General features: G+C 69.1%; 11 protein-coding genes. 6 read left to right on the forward strand and 5 right to left on the reverse strand.

The window, feature by feature from the left end; all coding sequences use genetic code 11:
- The coding region (locus tag VGT80_RS10785; protein WP_327455635.1) for an EF-hand domain-containing protein at nt 1-584 on the reverse strand (584 nt) is incomplete at its 3' end.
- 137 nt (nt 585-721) lie between these two features.
- Between VGT80_RS10785 and VGT80_RS10790 the strand changes: the two genes are divergently transcribed.
- A complete protein-coding gene (locus tag VGT80_RS10790) occupies nt 722-1084 on the forward strand; it encodes a phage holin family protein (protein ID WP_327455637.1) in 363 nt (120 codons plus the stop codon).
- A 13-nt stretch (nt 1085-1097) separates the two neighbouring features.
- On the opposite strand, the gene VGT80_RS10795 is transcribed toward VGT80_RS10790, so the two are convergent.
- From VGT80_RS10795 to groES, 3 genes are all read right to left on the reverse strand, one after another.
- Nucleotides 1098-2288 carry a CaiB/BaiF CoA-transferase family protein gene (locus VGT80_RS10795; protein ID WP_327455639.1) on the reverse strand — a complete coding sequence of 397 codons (1191 nt, stop codon included), beginning with the start codon at nt 2286-2288 and terminating at the stop codon, nt 1098-1100.
- A gap of 115 nt (nt 2289-2403) precedes the next feature.
- Nucleotides 2404-4050 carry a chaperonin GroEL gene (gene groL / locus VGT80_RS10800; RefSeq protein WP_327455641.1) on the reverse strand — a complete coding sequence of 549 codons (1647 nt, stop codon included), beginning with the start codon at nt 4048-4050 and terminating at the stop codon, nt 2404-2406.
- 55 nt (nt 4051-4105) lie between these two features.
- Nucleotides 4106-4417 carry a co-chaperone GroES gene (gene groES / locus VGT80_RS10805; protein ID WP_327455735.1) on the reverse strand — a complete coding sequence of 104 codons (312 nt, stop codon included), beginning with the start codon at nt 4415-4417 and terminating at the stop codon, nt 4106-4108.
- Between the two features lie 228 nt (nt 4418-4645).
- On the opposite strand from groES, the gene VGT80_RS10810 reads away from it, so the two are divergent.
- The 5 genes from VGT80_RS10810 (at nt 4646) to VGT80_RS10830 (ending at nt 11153) form a co-directional block, all read left to right on the forward strand.
- Nucleotides 4646-5881, forward strand: a complete 1236-nt coding sequence (locus tag VGT80_RS10810) for a cyclopropane-fatty-acyl-phospholipid synthase family protein (protein WP_327455643.1) — start codon at nt 4646-4648, stop codon at nt 5879-5881.
- A gap of 148 nt (nt 5882-6029) precedes the next feature.
- Nucleotides 6030-6443 carry a hypothetical protein gene (locus VGT80_RS10815; RefSeq protein WP_327455645.1) on the forward strand — a complete coding sequence of 138 codons (414 nt, stop codon included), beginning with the start codon at nt 6030-6032 and terminating at the stop codon, nt 6441-6443.
- 318 nt (nt 6444-6761) lie between these two features.
- Nucleotides 6762-8081 (forward strand): acyl-CoA dehydrogenase family protein, encoded by a 1320-nt coding sequence (locus tag VGT80_RS10820; protein ID WP_327455647.1) that lies wholly within the window; start codon nt 6762-6764, stop codon nt 8079-8081.
- A 91-nt stretch (nt 8082-8172) separates the two neighbouring features.
- Nucleotides 8173-9651, forward strand: a complete 1479-nt coding sequence (locus VGT80_RS10825; RefSeq protein ID WP_327455649.1) for a tannase/feruloyl esterase family alpha/beta hydrolase — start codon at nt 8173-8175, stop codon at nt 9649-9651.
- 14 nt (nt 9652-9665) lie between these two features.
- The gene (locus tag VGT80_RS10830; protein WP_327455651.1) at nt 9666-11153 is read left to right on the forward strand and encodes a tannase/feruloyl esterase family alpha/beta hydrolase; all 1488 of its coding nucleotides are present in this window, start codon (nt 9666-9668) and stop codon (nt 11151-11153) included.
- Here VGT80_RS10830 and VGT80_RS10835 read toward each other — a convergent pair.
- Complete coding sequence (locus tag VGT80_RS10835; protein ID WP_327455653.1) at nt 11150-12058, reverse strand: LysR family transcriptional regulator; 909 nt, start codon at nt 12056-12058, stop codon at nt 11150-11152. The genes VGT80_RS10830 and VGT80_RS10835 overlap by 4 nt on opposite strands.
- Nucleotides 12059-12126 lie beyond the last annotated feature (68 nt).

Raw genomic sequence — 12126 nt, forward strand, 5'->3', positions numbered from 1 at the left:
TTGGCCACCGGCTCCGGCTCATTGATCAGCGAGTAGCGCGCCGCGCCTTCGCGGCCGACGCCGCCGCTCGCCCGTCCGCCGCCGCCATCGCCGTCAGCCGTCCGGCCGCCACGACGCCCGCCGCCACCGCCCCGTCCGCCGCCACGGCCCATGCCGCCGCCTCCGCCGCCCCGACGTCCCCCGTCGCCGCTCGCGCGCGGCTGGCCGACGCCCGCGCCCGGCTCGCGGTCGAGGTCGGTCGCGGTGATCTCAGGGGCGATGTTGTGCTCGTAGGCCTGCATCTCGAAGCCGTCGATCTGACCGTCTCCATTGGCGTCCAGCAGGCGGAAGAACCGCCGGGCGTCAGCCTCGAACTCCTCGCGGGTGATCGCCCCGTCGTGGTCGGTGTCGGCGCGGGCGAACCAGGCGCCCAGCGGGTCGGGCCCGCGGAACGGCTCGCCGGAGGGGCTGATGAACAGCCGCCGGAAGCGCGCCTCCGCGCCGGGCGGCGGACCGCCGCGGCGGCCGAGGTCGCGGCGCCTGGGTTCCGAGGCGCAGGCGCCGACGGCCAGCACCAGTCCGGCGATCAGCAGCGGCCTCAGCATCGGATGGTCCCCTTTTTTGCCCAGGCGAAGCTCGCCGCCGGTTGCGGCCGAATTGCGCCTCAAGGCTGACACGCTGAAGCTCTTCCGTTCCGGCGCGCAGAGGTCTCTACTGCGGTGAGATCGGGAAAGGGGCGTCGATGGTCTTCAAGTTCGTCATCCGTGCGCTGTTCGCCGCGCTTGGCCTGTGGCTCGCGGCGCGCTTCGTGCCGGGCGTGCATGTGCGTGACGCGGCGACGGTGGTGTTCGCGGCCCTGCTGCTGGGCCTGGTCAACGCCTTCATCCGGCCGGTGGTGATCGTGCTCACCCTGCCGCTCACCATCGTGACGCTGGGGCTGTTCATCCTGATCGTGAACGCGCTGATGATCATGCTGGTCTCGGCCTTCCTGCCCGGCTTCGAGGTGCACGGGCTGCTGGCCGGAGTCATGGCGGCGATCGTCACCGGCCTGACCAGCTGGATCGGCCAGATGGTGGTGCGCGACAGCGAGTACCGCCCCCGCTAGCGAGGTCGCCGCGCTAGAGCGCCACGCCAGCGGCCATCAGCGCCGCCACCTCGTCGTCGCCGTAGCCGGCCTCGACCAGCACCTCGCGGGTATGCTGGCCGAGCTTGGGCGCCGGTCCGCGCGGCGTGGTGTCGACGCCCGGGAACCGCACGGGCGAGGCGGGTCCCATGAAGCTGCCGCCCCAGCCGTCCGGGGTCTCCACGAAACAGCCGGCCTCGTGCGCCTGCGGGTTCATTTCCAGCTCCAGCAGGGTCTCCATGGGGGCCCAGGCGACATCGGCCTCGTTCAGCAGCGCGCCCGCCTGCTCCAGGGTCATGGCGTCGAAAGCGGTTTCCAGCGCGGCGCGGACGTAGCGCACGTCATGGATGTCGGTGAACGGGGGCTGGAAGCGCGGCTCGGCGAGGATGTCCTCGCGCCCGATGGCCTTCAGCACGTTCGGATAGTCCGACGCGCTCTTCACCACCACCACGAACCAGCGGTCGTCGCCGGTGTGGAAGAAGCCCGACAGCGCCACCATCCGGTCCTTCTTGGGCTGGGCGGTGGTCACGTCGCCGTAGCGCAGGTGCAGCGACAGGTCCCAGCCGATGGCGTAGGCGCCGACCCGCATCAGGGCGGTCTCCACCTGCCGGCCCCGGCCGGTCTGGCTCCGCTCATGCAGGGCGGCGAGCACCCCCGACAGGGTCGCCAGCGCCGTGAAGTGGTCACCGAAGCCCGGGCGGCTGGGGAACGGCTCCTGGTCCGGCGGGATGGTCGAGGCGGCGACCCCGCTGCGGGTCCAGAAGGCGGTGATGTCGAAGGCGGCCACATCGGCCATGTCGCCGGTCAGGCCGTAGCCGGTGACATTGGCGTAGATCAGCTGCGGCGCCTCGGCTTTCACGCTGTCGTAGTCGAGCCCGGCGCGCTTGAGCGAGCCCGGCCGCACATTGGTGATGAACACGTCGGCGGTCTGCATCAGCCTCAGCAGGGCCGCGCGGCCTTCGGGCCTGGAGGTGTCGAGCACCACGCCGCGCTTGCCGCGGTTTTCCATGGTGAAGACCGGATTGCCCGGGCTCTCAGGCGTATCGGGGAAGAAGGCGCGGGTGGCGTCGCCGGCGGCGCTCTCCACCTTGATCACCTCGGCGCCCCAGTCGGCCATCACCGCCGCGCAGCCCGGCCCCGCCACCCAGGTGGACCACTCCACCACCTTCAGGCCTTCGAGCAGCATGGGTGTTCTCCCAACGGTCGGGTTCGAGAGGGCATCATCGACCGGGCGCGCGCAAAGAAAAAGGGCGGCGCCTCGCGGCGCCGCCCTCGTCCGTACGCGGTACTGAACTCTCGGACTAGAAGTCCATGTCGCCCATGCCGCCGCCCATGCCGCCGCCGGGCATGCCGCCGCCGCCGCCCTTCTTGGGCGCCTCGACGATGGCCGCTTCGGTGGTGATCATCAGGCCGGCCACCGAGGCCGCATCCTGCAGAGCGGTGCGGACCACCTTGGCCGGGTCGATCACGCCGGCCTGCACCAGGTCGACGTACTCTTCGGTCTGGGCGTTGAAGCCGAAGGTCGGAGAGGGGTTCTCCAGCACCTTGCCGACCACGATCGAGCCTTCGACGCCGGCGTTCTCGGCGATCTGACGGATCGGAGCCTGCAGGGCGCGGCGCACGATGGCCACGCCGGCTTCCTGGTCGTCGTTGTCGCCCTTGAAGCCGTCCAGAACCTTGGAGGCCTTCAAGAGGGCGACGCCGCCGCCGGGCACGATGCCTTCTTCCACGGCCGCGCGGGTCGCGTTGAGGGCGTCGTCGACGCGGTCCTTCTTTTCCTTCACCTCGACTTCGGTCGAGCCGCCGACCCGGACCACCGCAACACCGCCCGCGAGCTTGGCGAGACGCTCCTGCAGCTTTTCCTTGTCGTAGTCGGAGGTGGTGTCCTCGATCTGCTTCTTGATCTGGGCGATCCGGCCTTCGATGCCGGCCTTGTCGCCAGAACCGTCGACGATCGTGGTGTCGTCCTTGGTGATGGTGACCTTCTTGGCCTTGCCGAGCATGTCGAGGGCGACGTTCTCGAGCTTGATGCCGAGGTCTTCCGAGATCAGCTGACCACCGGTCAGGATCGCGATGTCTTCCAGCATGGCCTTGCGGCGATCGCCGAAGCCCGGCGCCTTGACCGCCGCGACCCGCAGGCCGCCGCGCAGCTTGTTGACCACCAGGGTGGCCAGGGCTTCGCCTTCGACGTCTTCGGCGATGATCAGCAGCGGGCGGCCCGACTGGACCACCGCTTCCAGCACCGGCAGCAGGGGCTGCAGCGAGGAGAGCTTCTTTTCGAAGAGCAGGATCAGCGGCTCCTCGAGATCGGCCTCCATCTTCTCGGCGTTGGTGATGAAGTAGGGCGACAGGTAGCCGCGGTCGAACTGCATGCCTTCGACCACGTCGAGCTCGGTCTCGGCGGTCTTGGCTTCCTCGACGGTGATGACGCCTTCGTTGCCGACCTTGTCCATGGCCTTGGCGATCATCGCGCCGACTTCGACGTCGCCGTTGGCCGAGATGGTGCCGACCTGGGCGATCTCGGCGTTGGTGGTGACCTTGCGCGAGGAGTTGCGGATCTCTTCGACGACCTTGGCGACCGCCTTGTCGACGCCGCGCTTCAGGTCCATCGGGTTCATGCCGGCGGCCACGGACTTGAGGCCTTCCACGACGATGGCTTGCGCCAGGACGGTGGCGGTGGTGGTGCCGTCGCCGGCCTTGTCGTTGGTCTTGGAGGCCACCTCACGGATGAGCTGGGCGCCGAGGTTCTCGAACTTGTCGGCAAGCTCGATTTCCTTGGCCACCGAGACGCCGTCCTTGGTGGAGCGCGGGGCGCCGAAGGACTTCTCGATGACCACGTTGCGGCCCTTGGGGCCGAGCGTCACCTTGACCGCATTGGCCAAGGTGTTGACGCCGCGCAGCATGCGGTCGCGGGCGTCGGAGGCGAAATAGACGTCTTTGGCAGCCATGTGGCTTCCCTCTTTCCTGATATCGACGGGGTGCTGTGTGAGGTGCGGGGCGCGCTTAAGCGGCCTTCGCGGCCTTGTCGGCCTCGAGCACGCCCAGAATGTCGCTTTCCTTCATGATCAGCAGGTCCTTGCCGTCGAGCTTGACCTCGGTGCCGGACCACTTGCCGAACAGGATGCGGTCGCCGGACTTCACGTCCAGCGGCTGGATCTTGCCGCTGTCATCGCGGGCGCCGGGCCCGACGGCGATCACTTCGCCTTCCTGAGGCTTTTCCTTCGCGGTGTCGGGGATGATGATCCCTCCGCGGGTCTTTTCTTCTTCCTCGACGCGCCGGACGAGGACGCGATCTCCAAGAGGACGAAACGCCATGATGCTCAAATCTCCGTTCGAGACGGTTGGGAATTAGGTGGCGCGGGCGGCTGCGGGGCGAGTGTTAGCAGTCTCGACCCTTGAGTGCCAACGCCGGGACGGGAGGTAAGGTCACGGGGCCGCAGAGTCAAGACTCAGACCGGGTTTGAGGGCCTTCTCCGACGGTTCCGGGGAACCGCCACCGTGGAAGCATCGTTCAATTTCCCGGCAGGGGGACGCGAGGGCGCCATGGCTTTGCACGCCTATCTCCAAAGGGTCATCCGCGAAGGCGCGCTGAAGGTGCGCATGCCGGGCGGCGAGACGCTCACCTTCGGCGACGGGTCGGGACCGCCGGTGGCGGTGGCGATCACCAGCCGGCGCTGGCTGGCGCGCATCGCCGCGAACCCCGCCATGGGCCTCGGCGAGGCCTATATGGACGGCGGGCTGGTCATGGAGGATGGGTCGATCCACGACCTCGTCGACCTGATCGGACGCAACGGGAAATATCGGCCGCTCAAGAGAGCGGGAGCCCTATCCCGCTGGTGGCTCGACCGGCGGCTGCAGGCCAATGCCCGCCTGGCCGCGCGGCGCAACGTCGCCCACCATTACGACCTGTCGGTGGACCTCTACCGGCGCTTCCTCGACCCGGACCTGCAGTATTCCTGCGCCTATTTCCCCCATCCCGGCGCGAGCCTGGAGGCGGCGCAGACCGCCAAGAAGCGGCACATCGCGGCCAAGCTGCTGCTGGCGCCGGGTCAGAAGGTGCTCGACATCGGCTGCGGCTGGGGCGGGCTGGGGCTCAGCCTGGCCAAGGCCGCCGATGTGGAGGTCGAGGGCGTGACCCTGTCGCGCGAACAGCTGGCCACCGCACAATGGCGCGCCGACAAGGCCGGGCTTTCCGACCGGGCGCGGTTCTCGCTGACCGACTACCGCGACGTGGAGGGCCCCTACGACCGGATCGTCTCGGTCGGCATGTTCGAGCACGTGGGGCGACCCAACTTCCAGGCCTACTTCGACCAGGTCGCGCGCTTGCTGAACGAGGACGGGGTGGCGCTGATCCACGCCATCGGCCGCGCCGACGGGCCGGGGTTCACCCAGCCGTGGATCGCCAAATACATCTTCCCCGGCGGCTACATCCCCTCGCTGTCGGAGGTGCTGCCCTGCGTCGAGCGCGCCGGGCTGATCGTCACCGACGTGGAGATCCTGCGCCTGCACTACGCCGAGACGCTCGCCGCCTGGCGCGAGCTCTTCGCCGCCCAGCGCGAGGAGATCGCCCGGCTCTACGACGAGCGGTTCTGCCGTATGTGGGAGCTCTACCTGTCGTTCAGCGAGATGGCCTTCCGCCACCGCAGCCACTTCGTGTTCCAGATCCAGCTGGCCAAGACGATCGACGCCGTGCCCCGGACCCGCGACTACATCGCCGAGGCCGAAGCCGAGATCCAGCAGGCGCGGGCGATGCGGCCCCTGGCGTCCGTAGCGGCGTAGACGTTTGATTCCAGAGCACGATTCAGCCGTCAGACGCTTCGGTCTGGCGCCATCGTGCTCTAGGGCGGAATTGTCGCAAGGTCTTGTTCCTGCCGCCAACGTCTGTTTGAACAGAGACGACACGCTGCTGGAACAAGAGAGAAAACCCATGCGCCGCGCCTTCGCGCTTGCCGCCCTTATCGCCCTCACCGCCGTGGGCGCCGCCTCGGCCGAGACCTGGAAGAAGTACGTCGACGCCGACAACGGCACCGCCTGGTCCTACGACGCGGACTACGCCTACAAGGACCGCGCCACCGGCCGCATCGTGGTCATGCAGGCGATCTCCAAGCCCTCGGCCAACCTCGGCCCGTCCGCCCCCGGCAAGCCGGACGGCGTGGGGTCGGTGGTGGCCATCGACTGCACGGCCCGCAACATGATCGTGCTCGGCAACTACACGCCGTCGAAGCCGCTCAACCTGTCGCCGACCTGGCGCTCCGACGCGCCGAAGAAGGCCAGCGGCTCGGACAACGAGGCCCTGCTTGGCGCGGTCTGCGCCGGCGGCGCGAAGTTCCCGACGAAGTAAGTCCCACGCGCCGCGGCCGTCCCTGGCCGCGGCTCGCCAACCTTGCGAAAGCTTAACTGGAAGCGCCGGGCGCGCTTTCCTATCTGAGCCGTCATGGGATGGTGGCTCAAACTCCTTCCGGCGCTCGCGGCGCTCGCCTTGGCGATCCTGCTGATCTGCCTGGGGGTGGCCCCGCCGCTTTACAACTAGGCATCCCTCCTCCTCAGGGGGAGGGATCAGTAAAACGCTTGTTTGATTTTGGCCGCGATGTGGGCCAATGCTTCCGTCAGGGCCGGCGCCAAGTCGGCCGGCACAATAGACCGCTCGGGAGCGCCCTCCATGACCATGACCGCCGACAGGCCGCAATCCAGCTTCGCACTGAGCCCGCAGGACGAACTCAACGACCTTCGGATGAGCGAAAAGGCGCTGCCCCTGCTGAACCACGTGAAGCGGTTCATCAAGGAGGTGGTCGAGCCGATGAGCGAGGAGTTCCATCGGCTGGGCGAGGGCAATCGGGACATCTGGTCCTATGCGCCCGGCCAGCTCGAGGTGCTGGAGAAGGCCAAGGACCAGGCCAAGAAGGAAGGCCTGTGGAATTTCTTCCTGCCCAACGCCGAGACCGGCGAGGGCCTGTCGAACCTGGACTACGCCTATATCGCCGTCGAGCTCGGCAAGAACCGCATGGCCTCGGAGACCATGAACTGCGCCGCGCCGGACACCGGCAACATGGAGGTCCTCGAGCGCGTCGGGACGCCAGCCCAGAAGAAGCAGTGGCTGGAGCCGCTGCTGGCCGGCAAGATCCGCTCGGCCTTCGCCATGACCGAGGTCAACGCCGCCTCCTCCGACGCCAAGAACATCAACACCCGCGCGACGCTGGTCGGCGACGAGTATGTGATCAACGGCGAGAAGCACTACATCTCCGGCGCCGGCGACCCGCGCTGCAAGATCATGATCACCATGGTGCAGACCAGCCCCGACGGCCCGCCGAACCTGCGCCAGTCACAGATCCTGGTGCCCACCGACGCGCCCGGTGTGAACATCGTGGGACCCATGTGCGTGTTCGGCGATCCCGACGCGCCGCACGGCCACATGCACATCATCTTCGACAACGTCCGCGTGCCGAAGGAGAACATGCTCTTGGGCGAGGGCCGCGGCTTCGAGATCAGCCAGCTGCGCCTGGGCCCGGGGCGCATCCACCACTGCATGCGCGCCATCGGCTCGGCCGAGAAGGCGCTCGACCTGATGGTCACCCGCGGCCTGACCCGCGAGGCGTTCGGCAAGCCGCTCGTCCAGCTCGGCGGCAACCTGGAGATCATCAGCCGCGCGCGGATCGACATCGAGGCCATGCGCCTGATGGTGCTGAAGGCCGCCAAGGCGATGGACGTGCTGGGCAACCAGGAGGCCCGCGTCTGGATCCACATGGTCAAGGCCATGGTGCCCGAGCGGGTCTGCCAGATCATCGACCAGGCGATCCAGATGCACGGCGCCACCGGGGTCTCGCAGAAGACCCCGCTCGCCCGGATGTACACCTCGACCCGGACGCTGCGCATCGCCGACGGCCCCGATGAGGTCCACCACATGGTGGTCGGCCGCAACGAGCTGCGCCAGTACCGCGAGACGCCGAAGGACCCGGGCGAGACCTCGATCTTCCGGCACTAGGAAACGGGCGCCTTCTCTCCGTGCGGGAGAAGGGCTTCGCCTGACCTCCAAGCTGTGTTGAACTGCCTCCCAACAAGCCTGGGAGGGATCGATGAAGCGGTATCTGATGGGGGCCGGTGCGGCCCTGGCGCTCGGCGCGCCCGGCCTGGCCCATGCCGAGACGGCCTGCGCGGACCTGGCGAAGACGGCGCTGCCGCATGCGGAGGTGACCGCCGCGAGCGTGGAGAAGGCCGGCGCGGGCGAGGCCTGCCGGATCGCGGTGGCCAGCCATCCGACCAGGGACTCCAACATCAAGCTCGAGGTCTGGATTCCGCTGGGCCAGGCCTGGAACGGCAAGTTCGTGCAGATGGGCAACGGCGGCTTCGCCGGCACGGTGGTGTCCGGCCAGCTCCGCGCGATGGCGGGGCGCGGCTATGCGGCTGCGGGCACCGACGACGGCCACCAGACCCCGGTCGGCACCAACGCCGCCTGGGCGCTCGGCCATCCGGAAAAGCTCATCGACTTCGGCTGGCGGGCGCTGAAGGAAACCACGGACATCTCCAAGGCGCTGATCGCCGAGCAGAAGGGCCTGAAGCCCAAGACCTCCTATTTCTTCGGCTGCTCCGACGGCGGGCGCGAGGCGTTGATGGAGGCCCAGCGCTTCCCGACCGACTTCGACGGCATCGTCGCCGGCGCGCCGGCCAACGCCATGAGCCAGCTGTTCGGCATCTCCGCGGCGCAGCACCAGGCGCTGAACCAGCCGGGCGGCTACCTCGGCATGGCGGAGCTGCAGCTGCTGCAGAAGACCGCGATCGCCCAGTGCGGCGATGGCGGTCCGTTCATTCGCGATCCGGCGTCCTGCCACTTCGATCCCGGCAAGCTCCAGTGCAAGGCCGGCCAGACCGAGGGCTGCCTGACCGCGCCGCAGGTGCATTCGGCGCGGGTGATGTACGAGGGCCGCCGCGATCCGCGCACCGGCAAGATCGCCTTCCCCGGATTCACGCCCGGGGCGGAAGGCCTGGGCGGCAGCTGGCCGACCTGGGTCACCGGCGGCACGGCCGATCGGCATTCCCAGGCGGCGGGCTATCAGTTCTCGTCCAACGCCTTCAAATATTTCGCGTTTGGGGACCCCAGCTTCGACTTCCTGAAGATGGACCTGGGCGCCCAGTTCGATCGGGCGCGCCACAAGATGGGGCCGATCATCGATAGCGACAGCCCGAACCTGAGGGCCTTCAAGGCCCATGGCGGCAAGCTGATCCAGTACCACGGGTGGAACGACCCGGCGATCCCGGCGCGATCCTCGATCCTCTACTACGAGGACGTCCGCAAGACGATGGGCGACACCGGCGGCTTCTATAAGCTCTACCTCGTGCCGGGCATGCTCCATTGCGGCGGCGGGGCGGCGCCCACCAACGTCGACTGGCTGGGCCAGCTCGACAGCTGGGTCACGCAGAACAAGGCGCCGGCGGCCCTCACCGCGGCTGCGGCGCCCAACGGCTCGGGCGCGACGCAGCTGCTCTGCCCCTATCCGGGCGTGGCGAGGAAGACCGGCGAGGCGTGGAGCTGCGCCGCGCCGAAACGCAGATCCTGAAGGAGCGTGCGCCCATGAGGACCCTGTTGCTGGCCGCCGCCCTGCTGTTCGGCGGGGCCGCCGCGGCCCATGCCGAGACCAGCTGCGCAGACCTGGCCAAGGCCAAGCTGCCGCACGCTGAGGTGACCCAGGCGGTGGAGGCCGACGCCGGCGGCAAGCCCGCCTGCAAGATCCTGGTCACCAGCCGGCCGAGCGCCGACTCCGATATCCGCATCGAGGTGTGGATCCCGCGCGGCGAGGCCTGGAACGGCAAATATGTGCAGGTCGGCAACGGCGGGCTGGCCGGCGCGGTGCCCTCCGCGGCGATCCGCGCGCGGGCGGCCTCGGGCTATGCCGCGGCCGGCACGGACGACGGGCACGAGGCGGACGGCCGCTCGGCCGAATGGGCCTATCACCATCCCGAGAAGATCAAGGACTTCGCCTGGCGCTCCCTGAAGGCGACCACCGACGCCGCCAAGGCGTTGATCAGCGACCAGAAGGGCGTGGCCTATATCCGCTCCTATTTCGTCGGCTGCTCGGCGGGCGGGCGCGAGGCCTTGATGGAGGCCCAGCGCTTCCCGAATGACTTCGACGGCATCGTCGCCGGCGCGCCGGCCAACTACAACACGCTCGGCACGGCGGGCCGGGCCTACATGATGCAGGCGCTCAGCCGACCCGGCGCCTACCTCGGCAAGCCGGAACTCGAACTCCTGCAGACCGCCGCCCTGAAGCAGTGCGCTGATGGCGGGGCGTTCATCCGCGACCAGGCCGCGTGCCGCTTCGATCCGAAGGTCCTGCAGTGCAAGGCGGGCCAGGCGGGCGAGGCCTGCCTCACCGCCCCGCAGGTCGCCGCGGCCAAGGCGATCTACTCCGGCCGCAAGATCGGCGAGCGCTCCGTGTTCCCGGGCTATATGCCGGGCGGCGAGGCGCTGGAAGGCGGCTGGCAGGCCTGGATCACGGGGCCAACGGCGCAGGCCAACGACAAGGCGGCCGGCTACCAGTTCTCGTCGCAGGTGATGAAGTACTTCATCTACGACGATCCGCGGTTCGACTTCCTGAAGGCCGACCTGGGGCCGAAGTTCGATCGCGACCGGCAGGGGCCGGCGAAGATCCTCGACGCGGTGAGCCCGGACCTTACGGCCTTCGCCCGCCACGGCGGCAAGCTGATCCAGTACCACGGCTGGAACGACCCGGCGCTCGCGCCGCGCGGCAGCCTGCGCTACGCGGGCGAGCTGGCGGCCAAGATGGGCGACACCTCGGGCTTCTACCGGCTCTACATGGTGCCGGGCATGCTGCATTGCCGGGGCGGCGCGGGACCGGGCGAGGTGGACTGGCTGGGCGTGCTCGACGACTGGGTGAGCCACACCAAGCCGCCGGCGGCGATCGTCGCGTCTGCGGGCGACAACAAGCAGGCGGCCGCCAAGAGCCAGCTCCTGTGTCCCTATCCGGCGGTGGCGCGCGGCCATGGCGACGAGGCCTCGGGCTACCGTTGCGAGACGCCGAAGCGCGCCAAGAAGGGCTAGGCCTCGCTGAGAGCGCGGGCCGCGGCCGTCACCTCGCGGCGGAAGCGGTCGACGAGCGTCGAGCGGTCGCGCTTGCGGGTGGCGAGCAGCAGGGGCGCGACGAGGCCCTTGGTCCCGCGCAACCGGACGAACTGCACGCCCTCGACGTTCATCCGCTGCATGGAGGCCGGCGTGATGGCGACGCCCAGGCCCGAGGCCACCAGGCTGAGCGTCGAGGCCATGCGCGGCGCCTCCTGGCCCACGGTCGGCGAGAAGCCGGCGGCGAGGCAGGCGGCCATGATGGCGTCGTAGAGTCCGGGGCCCGTGGGCCGCCGGTAGAAGATGAAGGTTTCCCCTGCCAGATCGGCCAGGGTGACCTTGCCTTCGCCCGCCAGCCGATGCCCGACAGGGACCGCCACGACCATCTTCTCTTCCAGCAGGGGCTCTAGCGACAAGCCGGCGATGTCGGGGGAGGCCGAGCGCAGAAAGGCCGCGTCCAGCCGCTCCTCCTTGAGGCCCGAGACCAGCTCCGGCGTGCCGTCTTCGGCGAGCGCCAGGATCACGCCGGGACGGGCGTCGCGGAATGCGCGGATCTGCTGGGTGACGAAGGGATGGAAGGCGGCCGAGGAGGTATAGCCCACGGCCAGGCGGCCCTGTTCGCCACGCGCGGCGCGCTGGGCGGTCTCCTTGATGCGCTCGGCGCGGGCGATGACGTCGCGGGCTTCCTCGACCACGACGCGGCCGGCTTCGGTGGCGCGCACCCCGCGCGGCAGGCGCTCGAACAGGGTGACGCCGAGCTCTTCCTCCAGCAGGCGGATTTGGCGGGTGAGCGGTGGCTGCTGGATGCCCAGCCGCTCGGCCGCGCGGGTGATGTGGCCCTCGTCGGCGACGGCCACCAGGTAGCGCAGTCGGCGAAGCTCGATCATCGAGATACCTCCAAGGTATCGAGAATGGCTCGGCTATATATTGGACCCTCGGAGGCAATCGGTCCATG

It is taken from the genome of Phenylobacterium sp., from assembly GCF_035944335.1.
GTDB lineage: Bacteria > Pseudomonadota > Alphaproteobacteria > Caulobacterales > Caulobacteraceae > Phenylobacterium.

Bases quoted from the DNA above. Each gene is read 5' to 3' on its own strand.
- VGT80_RS10790 (WP_327455637.1), top strand. From the start codon at position 722: ATGGTCTTCAAGTTCGTCATCCGTGCGCTGTTCGCCGCGCTTGGCCTG.
- VGT80_RS10795 (WP_327455639.1), bottom strand. From the start codon at position 2,288: ATGCTGCTCGAAGGCCTGAAGGTGGTGGAGTGGTCCACCTGGGTGGCG.
- groL (WP_327455641.1), bottom strand. From the start codon at position 4,050: ATGGCTGCCAAAGACGTCTATTTCGCCTCCGACGCCCGCGACCGCATG.
- groES (WP_327455735.1), bottom strand. From the start codon at position 4,417: ATGGCGTTTCGTCCTCTTGGAGATCGCGTCCTCGTCCGGCGCGTCGAG.
- VGT80_RS10810 (WP_327455643.1), top strand. From the start codon at position 4,646: ATGGCTTTGCACGCCTATCTCCAAAGGGTCATCCGCGAAGGCGCGCTG.
- VGT80_RS10815 (WP_327455645.1), top strand. From the start codon at position 6,030: ATGCGCCGCGCCTTCGCGCTTGCCGCCCTTATCGCCCTCACCGCCGTG.
- VGT80_RS10820 (WP_327455647.1), top strand. From the start codon at position 6,762: ATGACCATGACCGCCGACAGGCCGCAATCCAGCTTCGCACTGAGCCCG.
- VGT80_RS10825 (WP_327455649.1), top strand. From the start codon at position 8,173: ATGAAGCGGTATCTGATGGGGGCCGGTGCGGCCCTGGCGCTCGGCGCG.
- VGT80_RS10830 (WP_327455651.1), top strand. From the start codon at position 9,666: ATGAGGACCCTGTTGCTGGCCGCCGCCCTGCTGTTCGGCGGGGCCGCC.
- VGT80_RS10835 (WP_327455653.1), bottom strand. From the start codon at position 12,058: ATGATCGAGCTTCGCCGACTGCGCTACCTGGTGGCCGTCGCCGACGAG.